The sequence below is a fragment of the Stappia stellulata DSM 5886 genome (assembly GCF_000423705.1).
GTDB lineage: Bacteria > Pseudomonadota > Alphaproteobacteria > Rhizobiales > Stappiaceae > Stappia > Stappia stellulata.
Map to the genome: position 1 here is coordinate 907,076 of NZ_KE384083.1, position 16,066 is coordinate 923,141.

At 66.4% G+C, this 16,066-nt stretch carries 14 protein-coding genes; 3 read left to right on the top strand and 11 right to left on the bottom strand.

Annotated features, from left to right (window positions below; translation table 11 throughout):
• Positions 1 to 160: 160 nt before the first annotated feature.
• The 3 genes from smc to G572_RS0121305 all read right to left on the bottom strand — a co-directional run bounded on the left by smc (position 161) and on the right by G572_RS0121305 (position 5,023).
• Positions 161 to 3,631, bottom strand: coding sequence for a chromosome segregation protein SMC (gene smc / locus G572_RS0121295; protein WP_029060190.1), 3,471 nt, complete (start codon positions 3,629 to 3,631; stop codon positions 161 to 163).
• A 66-nt stretch (positions 3,632 to 3,697) separates the two neighbouring features.
• Positions 3,698 to 4,333 carry a DsbA family protein gene (locus tag G572_RS0121300; protein WP_029060191.1) on the bottom strand — a complete coding sequence of 212 codons (636 nt, stop codon included), beginning with the start codon at positions 4,331 to 4,333 and terminating at the stop codon, positions 3,698 to 3,700.
• A gap of 141 nt (positions 4,334 to 4,474) precedes the next feature.
• Positions 4,475 to 5,023 (bottom strand): DUF721 domain-containing protein, encoded by a 549-nt coding sequence (locus tag G572_RS0121305; RefSeq protein WP_084650422.1) that lies wholly within the window; start codon positions 5,021 to 5,023, stop codon positions 4,475 to 4,477.
• Positions 5,024 to 5,235: 212 nt separating this feature from the next.
• On the opposite strand from G572_RS0121305, the gene mutY reads away from it, so the two are divergent.
• Both mutY and G572_RS0121315 read left to right on the top strand, forming a co-directional pair.
• Entirely contained in the window at positions 5,236 to 6,351 is a 1,116-nt protein-coding gene (gene mutY / locus G572_RS0121310; RefSeq protein WP_051242887.1) for an A/G-specific adenine glycosylase, read from the top strand.
• 84 nt (positions 6,352 to 6,435) lie between these two features.
• On the top strand, positions 6,436 to 6,984 hold the full coding sequence (locus tag G572_RS0121315) for a 2OG-Fe(II) oxygenase (protein WP_029060194.1): 549 nt from the start codon (positions 6,436 to 6,438) through the stop codon (positions 6,982 to 6,984).
• Between the two features lie 8 nt (positions 6,985 to 6,992).
• On the opposite strand, the gene G572_RS0121320 is transcribed toward G572_RS0121315, so the two are convergent.
• Positions 6,993 to 8,462, bottom strand: a complete 1,470-nt coding sequence (locus G572_RS0121320; protein WP_051242989.1) for an AMP nucleosidase — start codon at positions 8,460 to 8,462, stop codon at positions 6,993 to 6,995.
• 459 nt (positions 8,463 to 8,921) lie between these two features.
• On the opposite strand from G572_RS0121320, the gene G572_RS0121325 reads away from it, so the two are divergent.
• Positions 8,922 to 10,082, top strand: coding sequence for a site-specific DNA-methyltransferase (locus tag G572_RS0121325; protein ID WP_029060196.1), 1,161 nt, complete (start codon positions 8,922 to 8,924; stop codon positions 10,080 to 10,082).
• Positions 10,083 to 10,204: 122 nt separating this feature from the next.
• Here G572_RS0121325 and G572_RS0121330 read toward each other — a convergent pair whose 3' ends face one another.
• From G572_RS0121330 to gcvH, 7 genes are all read right to left on the bottom strand, one after another.
• Entirely contained in the window at positions 10,205 to 10,789 is a 585-nt protein-coding gene (locus G572_RS0121330; RefSeq protein ID WP_029060197.1) for a hemerythrin domain-containing protein, read from the bottom strand.
• Between the two features lie 119 nt (positions 10,790 to 10,908).
• The gene (locus G572_RS25160; protein ID WP_051242889.1) at positions 10,909 to 11,592 is read right to left on the bottom strand and encodes a cysteine hydrolase family protein; all 684 of its coding nucleotides are present in this window, start codon (positions 11,590 to 11,592) and stop codon (positions 10,909 to 10,911) included.
• Between the two features lie 22 nt (positions 11,593 to 11,614).
• The gene (locus G572_RS0121340; protein ID WP_169391352.1) at positions 11,615 to 12,085 is read right to left on the bottom strand and encodes a MarR family winged helix-turn-helix transcriptional regulator; all 471 of its coding nucleotides are present in this window, start codon (positions 12,083 to 12,085) and stop codon (positions 11,615 to 11,617) included.
• Positions 12,086 to 12,213: 128 nt separating this feature from the next.
• On the bottom strand, positions 12,214 to 13,806 hold the full coding sequence (gcvPB, locus tag G572_RS0121345; RefSeq protein WP_029060199.1) for an aminomethyl-transferring glycine dehydrogenase subunit GcvPB: 1,593 nt from the start codon (positions 13,804 to 13,806) through the stop codon (positions 12,214 to 12,216).
• Positions 13,803 to 15,149, bottom strand: a complete 1,347-nt coding sequence (gene gcvPA / locus G572_RS0121350) for an aminomethyl-transferring glycine dehydrogenase subunit GcvPA (protein ID WP_029060200.1) — start codon at positions 15,147 to 15,149, stop codon at positions 13,803 to 13,805. The genes gcvPB and gcvPA overlap by 4 nt, the downstream gene beginning before the upstream one ends.
• 1 nt (position 15,150) lies before the next feature.
• A complete protein-coding gene (locus G572_RS0121355) occupies positions 15,151 to 15,660 on the bottom strand; it encodes an OsmC family protein (protein WP_029060201.1) in 510 nt (169 codons plus the stop codon).
• Positions 15,661 to 15,665: 5 nt separating this feature from the next.
• Positions 15,666 to 16,037: a glycine cleavage system protein GcvH gene (gcvH, locus tag G572_RS0121360; protein ID WP_029060202.1), complete on the bottom strand. Its 372-nt coding sequence runs from the start codon at positions 16,035 to 16,037 to the stop codon at positions 15,666 to 15,668.
• Positions 16,038 to 16,066 lie beyond the last annotated feature (29 nt).

Below are 16,066 nucleotides of genomic sequence, written 5' to 3' on the forward strand. Positions count from 1 at the left end.
TGCCCGCATGCCTCTGGAAGTCGGGCGCACCATAGTCGGCACCCCCCGCCCTGTCAAGACAACAGGACCACCACTTAAGTTTTTGTTTTTTATCAATAAATCAAGTTCTCAGAAAGACTTCGAACAGCTAATTCCGCCAATTGCCGGGACCGGTGCGCGCCTAGCCCGCTTCGCGGAATCGCTCCGCCGTCTCGAGATCGACGGAGACGAGTTGCGAGATGCCGCGTTCGGCCATGGTGACGCCGAACAGGCGGTTCATCCGTGCCATGGTGATCGGATTGTGGGTGATCACCACGAAGCGCGTGTCCGTGCTGCGCGTCATCTCGTCGAGAAGGTCGCAGTATCGCTCCACATTGGCGTCGTCGAGCGGCGCGTCGACCTCGTCGAGAACGCAAATCGGTGCCGGGTTTGTCAGGAACACGGCAAAGATCAGCGCCATGGCGGTCAACGCCTGCTCGCCGCCGGACAGCAGCGTCATCGTCTGCGGCTTCTTGCCCGGAGGACGGGCGATGATTTCCAGACCCGCATCCAGCGGGTCTTCCGCATCGACCAGCTTGAGCTCCGCGGTCCCCCCGCCGAACAGATGCGTGAACAGGCGCTGGAACTGGGCGTTGACGGTCTCGAAGGCGGTGAGCAGGCGCTCGCGCGCCTCCTTGTTGATGTTGGAGATCGCGCCACGCAAGCGCTTGATCGCCTCGATCAAATCGTCACGGTCGGAAATCAGCGTGCCCCGCTGGGTCTCGATTTCGCCGAGTTCCTCCTCGGCGCGCAGGTTCACCCCTCCGAGCCGCTCGCGTTCGGCCTTCAACCGGTCGACGCGCCGCTCCAGCGCGTCCGGGTCGGGCAGCGGAGCGCCTTCCTTCAGGCCCGCGAGACCGGCAAGCGCCTCGACCGGGACCTCAAGCGCCTCGTCGATACGTGCCTCGATCTCCGCCTTGCGGGTGCGGGCGGCTGCCAGCCGCTCCTCCGCGCGAATACGCCGTTCGCGCGCCTCGGCCAGATGGGTCAACGCGTCCTGTGCGGCCATGTCGGCCTCGCGCTGTGCGGCTTCCGCCTGCGCCAGCGCGTCGTCGGCGGCGGCACGTGCGGTTTCGGCTGTGGAAATCTCGCTCAGCAGGGCGCGGCGCTTCAACTCGATATCGTCGGGCGCTTCCAGCAGCTCCGCGCGCTCTTCCTCGGCCGCCGTCATGCGCTCGCCAAGGACCTCGACCTGCTGGCGGGCGCCCGATGCGCGCTGCGCCCAGCTGGCCCGTTCGCGCGCCAAGGCGTCCTGGCGCCGTCGGCGCATCTCGCGCTCGCGTGCCAGACCTTCAGCGGCGGCGCGCTCGCGCGACAGGGCGGCACGCGCTTCCGACGTTTCGGCCCGGATGGTGTCGATGCGGCTTGCCAGCCCGTCGTCGGCCGGAAGCTCCTCCAGCGCCATGCGCGCCTCTTCCGCCGCCTCGCGCGCCTCGGCCAGATCCGCTGCGATGCGGGCGAGACCGTCCTCGAGCGCGGCGCGGCGGGCTTGCGCCTCGGCATGCGACCGCTCAAGCCGACCCACTTGCGCGCGCGCCTCGTCCGCCGCCTGCCGCAGACCCCGCAATTGTCCGCGCGCGGCCTGCTCCGCCTCGGAGGCCGCGCGCAGGGCAGCGGAAAGCTCCTCGAATTCAGCCTGGCGCTCGGATTCGCTCTCGCGCGCCGCCTCGATATCCTCTTCCAGCGCGGCGAGCCTGTTCTTGCGGGCAAGACGCTGCGCGGCCGCCGTCGGCGCGTCGGCGGAAACGGTGAAGCCGTCCCAGCGCCACAGCGCGCCCTCGCGCGACACCAGCCGCTGTCCCGGCGCCAGCCGGTTCTTCAGGCTGCCTGCGACCTCGGCATCCACGACGCCGATCTGGGCGAGACGACGGGCAAGTGCTGCGGGTGCGGTGACGAATTGCGACAGGGCGACAGAGCCCTCCGGCAGCGCCGGATCGGACGCACCGGAACCGGTCGCATCACCCGTTTCACTCCAGCGCATCGGCGCATCGCCGCCGACCGGCGCATCGAGGTCCTCGCCGAGCGCCGCGCCCAGCGCCGTCTCGTAGCCGGGCTTCGCCGACATGGCGTCGACCACCGCCGGCCAGTCGCCGGCGTGCCCCTCGCTCAGAATATCGGCGAGCGTGCGCGCCTCGGTCTCAAGCCTCGAGACCTGCGCCTGCGCATCGGCAAGCGGTGCGCGCGCGGCTTCCAGTGCGCTGCGGGCGGCGCCGGTCTGCTCTTCGCCGCCGAGCACGGCCTCCTCGCCGGCGGAAAGCCGTTCCTCGGCGATCAGCAATGCCTCGCGGGCGGCTTCCAGCGCCGGCGCGGCTTCCAGTTCGGACACAAGCGCGGACAATTGCGCGGCCGTTTCGTCGTGCTGGCGCGCCAGCCGGTCGACCCGCACCCTTGCCGCGTCATGCGCCTCGCTCAGCTGGCGCCGGCGCGCGACCGTCCCGGCCTGCTCCTCGGTCAGCGCGGCAAGGCGTTCCTCGGCATCCGCAACACGGCTTTCCGCCTCCTCGACGCGCGTCGCGGAGGTTTCCGCGCGCTCTTCCTCGGCCATCGCCTCGGCGCGCAGCTCTTCCTCTTCCTCGGCAAGGGTCGCGAGATGATCGTCGTTTTCGGAGATCAGCGCCTGCTCGCGGGCGATGTCCTGATGCAGCTGCTGGAGCCGCGCGCCCAGATCGCTCAGCCGCTCGCGCACCCGGCGTTCCTCGCCGTCCAACTCGTTGCGGGCAATCACCAGCCGCTGCAGCGTGGCGCCGGCGCGCGCGGCGGCATCGCGCGCTTCCGGAACCTTGCGCGCGGCGACCGCCTGGGCGGTGGCGGTTTGCGTCTGGGATTGCGCGACGTCCTGGACGCGCGCCTCGGCCGCGGAAAACTCGGTCTCTGTCTCGACGAGGTGATCGCGGCAGGCCAGCCAGCGCAAATGGTAGAGCGCGGCTTCGGCGGAGCGGATCTCGGAGGAGAGATTGCGGAAGCGACCCGCCTGACGGGCCTGCCGCTTGAGGCTGTCGAGCTGGCCGTCGATCTGGCCGAGCACGTCCTCCAGACGTTCCAGATTGGATTCCGCCGCCCTGAGGCGCAGTTCCGCTTCGTGACGACGCGAATGCAATCCGGAAATCCCCGCCGCCTCTTCCAGGATCTGGCGGCGCGAGGTGGGCTTTGCCGCGATCAACTCGCCGATCTGGCCCTGGCGCACGAGGGCCGGCGAGCGCGCGCCGGTGGAGGCATCAGCGAAAAGCAGCTGGACGTCGCGGGCACGCACGTCGCGGGCGTTGATCTTGTAGTTGGAGCCGCCCTCGCGCTCGATCCGGCGGGTGACTTCCAGCGCATCGGAATCGTTGAACCCCGAGGGCGCCGTGCGGTCGGCATTGTCGAGGAACAGCGTCACTTCCGCGGTGTTGCGGGCCGGGCGGTTCAGGCTGCCGGAAAAGATCACGTCGTCCATGCCGGACGCACGCATGTTCTTGTAGGAGTTTTCCCCCATCACCCAGCGCAGCGCCTCGACAAGATTGGACTTGCCGCAGCCGTTCGGACCGACGACGCCGGTCAGCCCGTCGCCGATGATGAAATCCATCGGTTCGACGAAGGACTTGAAACCGAGGACGCGCAGCTTGGTGAATTTCATGAGGGCCGCACCATCGAGAGGCGGTTCGACCGGGCGGCGGGAGCGCCGCCCGGAAAGTTTCCCGGTTTAGAGCTGGGCGGAAATGGCTTCATCCAGCTGCGCGACCGACAGCGCGCCTCTTTCCATCTCGCCGTTGAAGAAGAATGTCGGCGTGGAGTTCACGCCAAATTCCTTGCCCCGGTCGCGCGCGGCATAGATGCCGTCGAGCAACGCCTGATCCTTCAGGCAGGTCTCGAAGCTTTCCTGGGTGAAGCCGATCTGTCTGGCGAACTTCAGCAGCGATTCATACGGGTTTTGCGTGATGGCCCAGCTCCGCTGCTCTTCAAACATCAGGTCGACGACGTCGAAGTATTTTTCCTCCGGCGCGCAGCGCGCCAGCATGAAGGCGGCGGCGGCGACGGGGTCGAGCGGAAACTCGCGGAAGACGAAACGGACCTTGCCGGTCTCGATGTACTCCGACTTGAGGTGCGGATAGCCCTCTTTGTGGAAGTTGGCGCAATGGCCGCAGGTCATCGAGGCGTATTCGACGACCGCGACCGGCGCGTTCTCGTCGCCCAGAACCTTGTCCGGCAGCACGCCGGGCTCCAGAAGCTTGGCCGCGTCCACGGATTGCGCGAAGGCCGGAAGGCCGGGCAGGACCACCCCGGTCGCAACGAGACCGGCGGAAGCGCGAAGAAGTAACTGTCGGCGATTAAGGCTCACGAGCTTTTCCCATGTCTTCTAGAATTCAAGGCCGCTTAAAGCTTGTTTATCGCCTTTGGCGGGTCGGTCAACCGGACACGCACAATGTGGCGTCTTTGGGAAGAAGGGCAAGCGCTGCGCTCACAGCTGTGTGAGCGCGTTTCACCTGGTCTTCGCCAGCACCGCGCGTCCGAGCTTTTCAAGCGCCGCCTGAAGCCTGGTGCCCTCCACGCCGGAAATCGTGCGCTTCAGGTCCGCCTCTTCATCGCTGGTGAGATCGCGCAGCTTCGGCGGCATCCGCCGTCTGGGATGCGAAACGGGTCCCTGCAGAATGCGGATGCGCCCGATGGCCGCCCAGCCGAAGAAGCCGTTGATGCGCTCGACCACCTGCGGCATCTCATGGGTCAGCATGAGCGCCGTCGCGCCGTCTGTCTGCACCACGAGCGTGGCCGGCTTCGGCTCCGCGTCCTCGCCTCCCTTGACGCGCGGCCAGTCGAGACGCAGGGGCTGCACGCGTCCGGCATAGCGCGCCCCGACGATCTCCGGCCAGTCCGCCACCAGATCGGATGTGGCGAAACCGCGCCGGCGGCAGGCCTTGTCGAGCGAGGCGCCGATCAGATCGCCAATCGGCCGCGCACGGGTCACCCAGCGCGCACCCGCAGCGGGTGCGGCGCGTCCTGCTCTGCGCTGGTTTGCCTGCGAATCACTCATATCCAAGCTTTTTGGGGCAATTGCGCCCTTTTCGCGACGGTTTTCTCGGATCCGGGCCGAAATCGCAACACTCCTCCCCGCTATGCACCTTCCCGCACAGGCAATTGCCCCAGCCGACCGTCGCGCGCAACCGTCGCGTTTTACCGGGATAAACCCGGCAAGCCCGCCATAGCCTCTTGAATTCGCCGCCGGACGCCCGATCCTGTGGCCCCATGACAGCCAACCGCACCGCCCCCGCCTCCCGGACCGCGCCGCCTGCCAACAGCCTCGCCGGCGCCCTGCTTGCCTGGTACGACCGGCACGCGCGCAGCTTGCCCTGGCGCGTCCTGCCGGATGATCGCGCGAACGGGGAGATTACCGATCCCTACCGGGTGTGGCTTTCGGAAATCATGCTCCAGCAGACCACGGTGCAGGCGGTGAAGCCCTATTTCGAGGCCTTCACGCAGCGCTGGCCGGACGTGCGCGCCCTCGCCGAAGCGGATGAAGAAGACGTGATGAAGGCCTGGGCGGGGCTTGGGTATTATTCGCGCGCACGCAACCTCAAGGCCTGCGCCGAGACCGTCGCCCGCGATCACGACGGCGTGTTTCCCGACACCGAGGCGGGCCTGCTGGCGCTTCCCGGCATCGGCCCCTATACGGCGGCGGCGATTGCAGCAATCGCCTTCGACCGCCCGGCGGCGGTCGTCGACGGCAATGTGGAGCGGGTGATCAGCCGGCTGCGCGCCATCGAAACGCCGCTTCCCGCCGCAAAGCCCGAAATCCGCGCGGCCACGGCAGAGCTTGTCCCAGATGACCGGCCTGGCGACTTCGCCCAGGCGACGATGGATCTCGGCGCGAGCCTGTGCAGTCCGAAGAAGCCCGCCTGCGCGCTCTGCCCCTGGATCGGCGCCTGCGCCGCGCACAAGGCGGGCCTTGCCGAGACCCTGCCGAAAAAGGCGCCCAAACAGGCCAAGCCGACCCGCCGGGGAATGGCCTTCGTCATCACGCGCGGCGACGGCGCCGTGTTGTTGCGCCGGCGTCCGCCCAAGGGCCTGCTCGGCGGCATGAGCGAGCCGCCCGTCAGCGCGTGGGGCGAGGACGCAGCACAAAACGATCTCGCGCAGGTGCCCGATGCGCTTGCCGGTCTGGGCGCGGCATGGCGGCGCGCCACCGGCGACGTGCGCCACACGTTTACCCATTTTCATCTCGAACTCGCGGTCTGGCGCGCGGAGATCGAGGGCACGCCCCCCGCCCCGGACGGACACTGGTGGTCGGCGGCCTGCGACCTCGACGGCGAGGCCTTGCCCACCGTGATGAGGAAGGCGTTGGCGACGGGCTTGCGCGACTGACGCAGCCGCTCATTTTGACGTTGCGTTTCGCAGATTTCTGCCGCATAGACCCGCATCCTTTTGCCGTTGCGGAGACTTCGGCCCATGTTCACGCATTCGCATCCAGCTCTTTTTTCAAAGGCCGAAGCGGCCGAGGTCATCCGCCTCGCAGCGGATGCCCAGGCAGGCTCGGGCGGGCTGGTCGGCGGCCTTCACAATCACAACATCCGCCGCGCCGACATCGCCTGGCTCGACGACAAGACCAGCGCGGCCTGGGTGATGGAACGCATCGTCTCAAGCGTGGCGCAAGCCAACCGCGACCGGTTCGACTTCGACATCACCGATTTTCGCGAACGCCTCCAGGTCGCCACCTACGATGAAAGCGTCGAAGGCCATTACGACTGGCATTCCGACATCGGCGACGGCCCGATCGCGCGCTGGCGCAAACTGACAATCGTCGTGCAGTTGAGCGAGCCGGAAAGCTACGACGGCGGCGCGCTGGAGATCGATCCCGGCGGCGCGACCTTCCTTGCCGCACAAGGGATCGGCGATGCGACGCTGTTCGCATCCTTCATGCTGCACAGGGTGACGCCCGTCACCAGCGGCACCCGCCATTCGCTGACCTGCTGGAGCCACGGCCCGGCGTTTCGCTGAGCGCGCCCCTACTGGAACGCCGTCTCGGCGAAGCTCCTGAGCTTGCGCGAATGCAGCCGTTCACGCGGCATGGCGCGCAGCTTTTCCATGCTGAGGATGCCGATCTTCAAATGCTGGGCGACCTGCCGCTTGTAGAAGTCGGTGGCCATGCCCGGCAGTTTCAGCTCGCCGTGCAGCGGTTTGTCGGAGACGCAAAGCAGCGTTCCGTAGGGAACGCGAAAGCGGAACCCGTTGGCGGCAATCGTGGCCGATTCCATGTCGAGCGCAATCGCGCGCGACTGCGAGAAACGCTGCACCGGCTCGCGGTGGTCCCTGAGTTCCCAGTTGCGGTTGTCGATGGAGGCGACCGTGCCGGTGCGCATCACCCGTTTCAGCTCGTAGCCGGCGAGGCCGGTGACCTCCTCCACCGCGCCTTCCAGCGCCACCTGGATCTCGGCCAGCGGCGGGATCGGCACCCAGGCCGGGAGATCGGCGTCGAGCACGTGATCCTCGCGCACATAGCCATGGGCAAGCACATAGTCGCCGAGCTGCTGGCTGTTCCTCAGGCCCGCGCAATGTCCGAGCATCAGCCAGGCGTGGGGCCTGAGCACCGCGACATGGTCGGTGATCGTCTTGGCATTGGAAGGCCCGACGCCGATGTTGATCATGGTGATGCCCGAGTGGTCGTCCCTCGCCAGATGATAGGCCGGCATCTGCGGCAGCCGTGCCGGCGCCTCGCCCTCCTGCGGTTCCATGTCGCCCGCCCGGGTGATCACATTGCCCGGCTCGACGAAATGGGTGTAGCCGCTGTCCGGGTCGGCGAGAAGGTCGCGGGCGAGCCGGCAGAACTCGTCCATGTAGAACTGGTAGTTGGTCAGGATCACATAGTTCTGGAAGTGGCCGGCGGCGGTTGCCGTGTAATGCTGCAAGCGATGCAGGGAATAGTCGACGCGCGGCGCGGTGAAGGGCGCCAGCGGACGCGGCATGCCCGGTCCCGCCTCGAAGGTGCCGTTGACGATGGCGTCGTCCAGCACCGAGAGGTCCGGGAGGTCGAAGACATCCGCCAGCGGGCGTTGCAGCGCGACCGCCGCCCCTTCCACATGGGTGCCGTCGTAAAAGGCGAAATGCAGCGGAATGGGCAGGTCGCCGACGCCGACCTCGACCGGGACCTCGTGATTGCGGATCAGAAGCTCGATCTGCTCCAGAAGATATTCGCGAAAGAGGTCGGGCCGCGTGACGGAAGTGGAATGCACGCCCGGGCCCGAGACGAAACCATAGGCCAGCCGGCTGTCGACCCGCCCGTGGGTTTCCGTGACCAGCCGGATCTCCGGATAGCACGCCCGCACCCGCCCTTGCGGAATGTCACCGTTGAGGAACCGCTGAAAGGCATCGCGCAGGAAGCCAGTGTTCTGCTCGAAGATTTCCTCGAGACGCGCGACGGCGGCTTTTGCATCGCGAAAGCCGGAAAAGGTGACGGCAGGTGGCTCGTGTATCGCCATGCCGGTTTCGGATCCGCGCTCCACCTCGTTGAATGCCATGCTGTCCTGCCTCTTTCCCTTGCCTCGCGTCGGCCCCATTGCCCCGCGCCAGCCATCTCCACAGGCCGTTGCCAACTATGAATATTATTTCATTACGTGAAAAGTTTTTTCTCAAAGCCCCCGTCCCGGTGCCGCCGTCGCATGCCGGCGTTAACACCTCCCGTTCTCTGCCCGTGCAATTTGCAAGTCGGCGGAAGCGCGGTTTCGGCAAAACGGCTGTCGGGACAAGCCATTGGGAATTTCCGACCGCCCGGCCGAAGCCCGGGCCTGCGTTAACGAAGCGAAGCAGGCGACGACGACGACCTTGGAACGGTAAACAGAGTGTTGATTCTTAAAGTCTTTTTTGTTCGGGGCCTTAACCGCTGATTTACCAAGCCCGGTAACCATGATGCTCGTAATTGCGTGAGGTATTGCGTCGCAATGAGTGTACAGCGTAAAGGGGTGCCCGCCGTGGCACCCCACTTCCACCAAGACGGTTCAACGCCGGTTCCCGGCAGCGATCCCGCATGGCTCGACACGATCCTCAAGGGGGATTGCGTGGCCGCGCTGGAGCGTCTGCCGAAGAATTCGGTCGATCTCGTCTTCGCCGATCCGCCCTACAATCTCCAGCTCGGCGGAGACCTGCACCGCCCCGACCAGTCGCGGGTCGATGCCTGCGACGACCACTGGGACCAGTTCGCCAGTTTCGAGGCCTATGACGCCTTCACACGGGCCTGGCTGCTTGCCGTGCGCCGCGTGTTGAAGCCGGACGGCGGCTTGTGGGTGATCGGCTCCTATCACAACATCTTCCGCGTCGGCAGCATCCTGCAGGACCTCGGGTTCTGGATCCTGAACGACGTGGTGTGGCTGAAGTCGAACCCGATGCCGAACTTTCGCGGCAAGCGGTTCACCAATGCCCATGAGACGATGATCTGGGCGTCCCCCTCAAGGGACGCGAAGTACACCTTCAACTACGAAGCCCTGAAGACCTTCAACGACGACCTTCAGATGCGCTCCGACTGGCACCTGCCGCTGTGCACGGGCGGCGAGCGGCTGAAGGACGGCGAAGGGCAGAAGGTGCATCCCACGCAAAAGCCGGAAAGCCTGCTTTACCGGGTGCTGCTGGCGTCCTCCAATCCGGGCGACGTGGTGCTCGATCCCTTCTTCGGGACGGGAACGACCGGTGCGGTGGCCAAGAAACTCGGACGCCATTTCGTCGGCGTGGAGCGCGAGCAGGACTACATCGACGCGGCCACCGCGCGGATCGCGGCCATCGACCCGCTCGACCCGGCCGCGCTGGACGTTACCCGGAGCAAGCGCGCGGCCCCGCGCGTTCCCTTCGGCAACCTGCTGGAAGCGGGCATGATCGCGCCGGGTGCGAAGCTGACCTGCGCCAAGGGCAAGCACACGGCGCAGGTGCGCGCCGACGGCTCGCTTGCCTCCGGCGATCACACCGGCTCGATCCACAAGGTCGGCGCCCTGGTTCAGGGACAAGAGGCCTGCAACGGCTGGACGTTCTGGCACATCATGGAAGCCGGCAAGCGCCAGCCGATCGACGTGCTGCGCCAGGCCTTCCGCAAGGCGGCGCCTGCCGCCGGCTGACTGTGTCGGCGGGCCTCGCCGCCGGCGATGAAGAGGTTACCAAGCGCTTCCCCGCGCCTTTTGCCCGCCTCCGCCCTTCCCTCGGGCGGGGGCGGTTTTCGTTTGCGGCGACGCGTCTTCGCTCAGCCGATGCCGAGCGGTCCCTCGCCGCGCTCCAGGATCAGCGGCACGATCAGGTCTTCCTCGTCATCGAGATGGCGCATCAGCCCGCCGATCAGCCGGCCGCTGTCGCCGGCGTAGCTATCGGCCGCGCGGCGGGTCGCATCGCGGTCGGTGCCCTTGAGGTGGCCGAGAAGCCCGTTGGCACTGGCGATCACCTGCTCGATGCGCTCGTGGATCGCCTCGTGATCGCCCTCCAGCACCTCGAATCCGCGCGTCAGCCGCGTCTCGGCCGCCATGAAGACCGGGAAATAGTGCTGGTCCTCGATCATGTGATGGTGGTGCAACTCGCTGAGGAAATGCTGGAGGCGCGGGGCGAAGAAGCCGCCGAAGGCCGCCGGCTCGATCTCGCCCTCGCGAAAGCGGGAGAGCGCGTCTTCCAGCACGCCGCCAAGCTGGCGAAACCCGTTGTGGCGCTCGAGCCAGAAGCGTGCCATGCCGCCGAGATTGGGGTGTCCCTGCCAGACATCGCGCGGATGCTGGCGCAGCAGGTAAAGCAATTCGTCCGACAACCCTTTGCGGGTGTCGAGGTCGGTTTGATGGGGCATGGCGATAAATCCTGTTCTCGTCGTTCGGAACATGGGCGCACGGCACGCCTTCGACAAGACCGCGATGGATGGACAGTCTGTCCAGCAGCCGTCATCGCGTCCACCCCGCCGGCCCCGCGTCAGGCTGGCGCGGCGGCGGCAGCGGCAAACGCCCCGGATCCGCGAAGACCGACGCCGGCATCTTCCATCTCTTTCTTGGCGCGGGATGCCGGTCTTTCGCCCGCGGCAAGCGAAGCGGCAAGGTCGACTGTCACGGCATAGCCCCGATTGCGCGCGCCAAGCGCCGTCGAACGCACGCAGTGGGCCAGATCCAGCCCCGTCAGGGTGAGACGGCCGATGCCTTGATCGCGCAGCCAGGCGTCCAACGCGGGATCGGAAAAGCTGTCGGCCACATGTTTGACGAAAACCGGAGCCCCTTGCGCATCGACATCACGGTCGAGCCCCGCGCCCGGCCGCCCCGGATTGCCTGCCCCGCCGAGCAGAAGGCTCGCGACCAACTGCACCGCCCTGCCCCGGTGCTCCTGGCGGATGAAGGCGACCGGCTCGCCATCCTTCCTTGCCCGCGCGATCAGGTCGTTGATACGTGCAATCGCCCGGTCCCGGCTGGCCGGGTCATAGGCGTTGGCGCCTTGCGACCTCGTAAAATCCTCCTGCATGTCGATGACGAGAAGCGCAGCTTTCGCGGCATCGCCTGCAATCGGCTCTCCGCATGTCGGACGGGCGATGCGCCGAGCCGTCGCGACGACGTAAATTGCCAGAACGACGAGTGCCGCAACCACGGCGGCGAGGATGGTGAGCCACATGCGCGATCTCCTTGCGTGGGTGTCAGGCGAGCGGACGGGGACGATCGGGATCGTCCTCGAACGGCGAAAAATGCTCCAGACAGGCGGACAGCACGGTCGATGCGACCTTCAGGTCCGACGGCGACAGGCGCATGGCAAGATCGGCGATGGCTGCGTCCTCGCGTGTCCGGATCCCGGCAAAAACGCGCCGTCCTTCCGCCGTGGCGGCAATGAGATAGGACCGGCGGTGCGCGGGGTTCGCGCGACGGTCCACGAAACCAGCGGCGCGCAGCCCGTCCACCCACTTCTGCACGTTCTGACGCGGCAGGAAGAGCGCGCGCCCGATTGCCGGAACACTGAGCGGCACACCCTCAACCAGGAGCGCCAGCACCGCCCGTTCGCCAACGCCGATCCCGGTGCCGTCCAGATGATCGGCCACCGAGCGGGCCACGCGCCGATGCAGCGGACGCACCTGCTGCAAAAGATCGTACAGGGCCTGAGTGTTGTCCGTCATTGCGCCCTCAATCAGCATACAAAATGTCATTACGACATATCATATGTCAATCTACACGCAAACCCGCAAACGAAAACGCCCGGCACGATGGCCGGGCGTTCGTCTGCTTTTTACGTACGGAGAAAAAACTACTCCGCCGCCTCAGGCTGCACCTTGCGCGGCTCGGGGCGTTCCCACTTGAGCACCGGCTTGCGGGCGGCGCGGGTCTCGTCGAGGCGTGCGCGCGGCGCATGGAACGGAGCGCCCTTGAAGCGGTCGGTCTCGCCCTTGGTGGCACTCATCACCAGATCGCGCATGGTGGCAATGAAGAGGTCGAGCGCCGAGCGGCTTTCCGATTCCGTCGGCTCGATCAGCATCGCGCCGTGGACGACCAGCGGGAAATACATGGTCATCGGATGATAGCCCTCGTCGATCATCGCCTTGGCGAAGTCGAGCGTGGAGACGCCGGTGTCTTTCAGGAAACTGTCGTCGAACAGCACCTCGTGCATGCACCAGCGCGAGCCGAACGGCAGGCTCATCAGGTCTTCCAGCCCGACGCGCACGTAGTTGGCGTTGAGAACCGCATCCTCCGAGGCCTGACGCAGACCGTCGGCGCCGTGGCTCTTCATGTAGGCAAGCGCACGCACATACATGCCCATCTGCCCGTGGAAGGCGGTCATGCGGCCGAAGGGCTTCTCGCCGTCCTTCAGCTCGGTCTCGCTTTCCACCCAGGTCGTGCCCCCGCCATCCTTGCGCAGGAAGGGGAGCGGCGCGAAGGGCGCCAGACGGTCGGACAACACCACCGGACCGGACCCCGGTCCGCCGCCGCCATGCGGAGTGGAGAAGGTCTTGTGCAGGTTGATGTGCATGGCGTCGACGCCAAGATCGCCCGGGCGCGCCTTGCCGACGATGGCGTTGAAATTCGCCCCGTCGCAGTAGAAATAGCCGTTGGCCTCGTGGATCGCGTCGGCGATGGCGATGATGTCGCGCTCGAACAGCCCGCAGGTGTTCGGGTTGGTCAGCATGATGCCGGCGATATCGCCCTCATGCTCCGCGATCCGCGCCTTGACGGCCGCCGGATCGACCGTGCCGTCCTCACGCGCCTCGATGGAGACGACCTTGTAGCCGAGAAGGGCCGCCGTCGCCGGATTGGTGCCATGGGCGGATTCCGGCACCAGCACGACCTTGGGATCGCGTCCGGCCGCGCTATGCGCCGCCTTGATCGCCATCATGCCGCACAATTCGCCATGGGCGCCGGCCTTGGGGCTCATCGCCACCGCGCTCATGCCGGTCATGGTGACCAGCCAGTGCGCCAGTTCGTCGATCAGGTCGATGGCGCCCGAAACGGTGGAGAGCGGCTGCAACGGATGAATGTCACCGAAACCCGGCAGCCGCGCCATCTTCTCGTTCAGGCGCGGATTGTGCTTCATCGTGCAGGAGCCGAGCGGATAGAGGCCTGCGTCGATGGCGTAGTTCTTCGAGCTCAGCCGCACGAAGTGGCGCATGGTCTCCGGCTCGGTGAGCGCGGGCAGATCCAGCTCCACCTTGCGGGCATGCGCGCCCAGCGCCGGGACAAAATCCTCCGGCTCGTCGAGATCGACGCCGCAGATATCCGTGCGGCCGGTTTCGAACAGCAGCGGCTCCTCCATCTGCAACGCCTTGTTGCCGGTGAAGGTCGGATGCTCGGTCATTTCGCCCCTATCGGCCGGAGCGGAGGGGCGTCCCTGATTGTTCATGCTCATGCCAGCACCTCCTTCAGCGCCGCGACGAAGGCGTCGCGGTCTTCGTCGGAATTGACTTCGCTCGATGCCACGAGCAGCAGGTTTTCAAGCTCCGCCTTGCCCGGCTCCAGCCGGGCAACCGGCACGCCGCCGAGGATCCCCCGGCGCGCCAGCGCCTCGACGACCGCCGTTGCCTCCATCGGCAGCTTCACGGTGAACTCGTTGAAGAAGGCGTCGTTGATCACAGACACGCCGGGAAGTTCTTCCAGCATCGCCTTCAGCTTCACCGCATGGGCGTGGTTGATCTTCGCAAGCTTCTCCAGTCCCTTGCCGCCCAGAAGCGTCATGTGGACGGTGAAGGCGAGACAGCAAAGCCCGGAGTTGGTGCAGATGTTCGACGTCGCCTTGTCGCGGCGGATGTGCTGCTCGCGGGTCGAAAGCGTCAGCACGAAGCCGCGCTTGCCGTTGGCGTCCACCGTCTCGCCGCACAGCCGGCCCGGCATCTGGCGGATGTACTTCTGCCGCGTGGCGAAGAGGCCGACGTAAGGGCCGCCGAAGTTGAGGCCGTTGCCGATGGACTGGCCCTCGCCGACGACGATATCGGCGCCTTGCGCGCCCGGCGGCTCGATCAGGCCGAGCGACATCACCTCGGTGAAGACGGCGATCAAGAGCGCGCCATGGGCATGCGCCTTTTCCGCAATCGGCTTCAGGTCGATCAGCTGGCCGTAGAAGGACGGCGACTGCACGACGACGCAGGAGGTCTCGTCGTCGATCTGAGAGAGAATGTCCTCGGTCGCGTTCGGGTCGGCCGGCAGGCTTTCCACGGTGTCGCCGGCCATGGCGGTCAGGCCCTCGACCACCTCACGGTACTGCGGGTGCAATCCACCGGAGAGAACCGCCTTGTTGCGCTTGGTCACCCGGTGCGCCATCAGCACGGCTTCGGCGGTGCCGGTCGAGCCGTCATACATGGAGGCATTGGCCACATCCATGGCGGTCAGGGCTGCGACCTGGGTCTGGAACTCGAACAGATACTGCAGCGTGCCTTGCGTGATCTCGGGCTGATAGGGCGTGTAGGAAGTCAGGAATTCCGAGCGCTGGATCAGGTGGTCGACGCTTGCCGGCACATGATGCTTGTAGGCACCGGCCCCGACGAAGAAGGGAACGGCGGAGGCCGGCACATTCTTCAGCGCCATGCGCGACATGTCGCGTTCCACGCCGAACTCGCTCTGGCGTTTCGGCAAGTCGAGAAGCCCGTCGAGGCGGGCGCTCTTGGGGATGTCGACGAAGATCTCGTCGATGTCGGACACACCGACACGGGCGCGCATGTCGGCGCGGTCGGCGTCGGAAAGGGGCAGATAGCGCATGTTACGCTCCTTGTGGGTCAGCCTGGCCGTCGGAGGCAAGCCGGGCGGGCAACGGCTCGACGACGATCTCGCTGGTCACGGAATTGGCGATGAAACAGGCCTCATGAGCCTTGCGGTGCAGGTCTTCCAGCGCCTCGGACCCCGGCAGGGCATCGCCGGCGAAAACGATTTCCGGGCGAAGCGCCACATGGGTGACGGCCATCTTGCCGGGCGCGATCCGCGCCATCGTTCCTTCCGCGCGGTCGGTGTAGCTTTCCACCTCCAGCCCCGCGCGGCGCGCCAGATCGAGAAACCACAGCATGTGGCAACTGGAGATGGCGGCGACGAAGGCCTCTTCCGGGTCGACGGCCGCTTCCACGGAAGCGGGCAGCGGCACCACCGTGGGAGACGCCGACGCGGGAACGGTGATCCCGCCGTCGAACGACCAGTCATGCCCCCGGCTGTAGGTGTTCTGGGCGAAACCGCCCGAACACCGCCAGCGCACATCCGCCCGGTAGAGGTGTTTCGCCATGCCCCTCAAAGACCTTCGAGATGCGTCTTGTAGGCGGCCGCGTCCATCAGGCCCTCGAGCTGGCCGGCATCGGACATCTTGATCTTGACGAACCAGGCAGCGCCTTCGGGGTCCTCGTTCACCTTGCCCGGCTCGTCGGCCAGCATGTCGTTGGCGCCGACCACCTCGCCGTCGAGCGGGGCATAGACCTCCGACGCGGCTTTCACGCTTTCCACCACGGCGGCCTCGTCACCCTTGGAGACCTTGCGGCCGACCTCGGGAAGCTCGACGAAGACGACGTCTCCGAGCTGTTCCTGGGCGTAATTGGTAATGCCGACGGTGGCGACATCGCCCTCAACGGCGATCCATTCGTGGTCTTCGGTGTAGCGGGTCGACATGGGTTCGGTCCTCCAGATGGAAAGTCACA

Bases quoted from the DNA above. Each gene is read 5' to 3' on its own strand.
- gcvPB (WP_029060199.1), bottom strand. From the start codon at position 13,806: ATGAGCATGAACAATCAGGGACGCCCCTCCGCTCCGGCCGATAGGGGC.
- G572_RS0121315 (WP_029060194.1), top strand. From the start codon at position 6,436: ATGTTCACGCATTCGCATCCAGCTCTTTTTTCAAAGGCCGAAGCGGCC.
- smc (WP_029060190.1), bottom strand. From the start codon at position 3,631: ATGAAATTCACCAAGCTGCGCGTCCTCGGTTTCAAGTCCTTCGTCGAA.
- G572_RS0121340 (WP_169391352.1), bottom strand. From the start codon at position 12,085: ATGACGGACAACACTCAGGCCCTGTACGATCTTTTGCAGCAGGTGCGT.
- gcvH (WP_029060202.1), bottom strand. From the start codon at position 16,037: ATGTCGACCCGCTACACCGAAGACCACGAATGGATCGCCGTTGAGGGC.
- G572_RS0121320 (WP_051242989.1), bottom strand. From the start codon at position 8,462: ATGGCGATACACGAGCCACCTGCCGTCACCTTTTCCGGCTTTCGCGAT.
- gcvPA (WP_029060200.1), bottom strand. From the start codon at position 15,149: ATGCGCTATCTGCCCCTTTCCGACGCCGACCGCGCCGACATGCGCGCC.
- G572_RS0121305 (WP_084650422.1), bottom strand. From the start codon at position 5,023: ATGAGTGATTCGCAGGCAAACCAGCGCAGAGCAGGACGCGCCGCACCC.
- mutY (WP_051242887.1), top strand. From the start codon at position 5,236: ATGACAGCCAACCGCACCGCCCCCGCCTCCCGGACCGCGCCGCCTGCC.
- G572_RS0121330 (WP_029060197.1), bottom strand. From the start codon at position 10,789: ATGCCCCATCAAACCGACCTCGACACCCGCAAAGGGTTGTCGGACGAA.
- G572_RS0121325 (WP_029060196.1), top strand. From the start codon at position 8,922: ATGAGTGTACAGCGTAAAGGGGTGCCCGCCGTGGCACCCCACTTCCAC.
- G572_RS25160 (WP_051242889.1), bottom strand. From the start codon at position 11,592: ATGTGGCTCACCATCCTCGCCGCCGTGGTTGCGGCACTCGTCGTTCTG.
- G572_RS0121355 (WP_029060201.1), bottom strand. From the start codon at position 15,660: ATGGCGAAACACCTCTACCGGGCGGATGTGCGCTGGCGGTGTTCGGGC.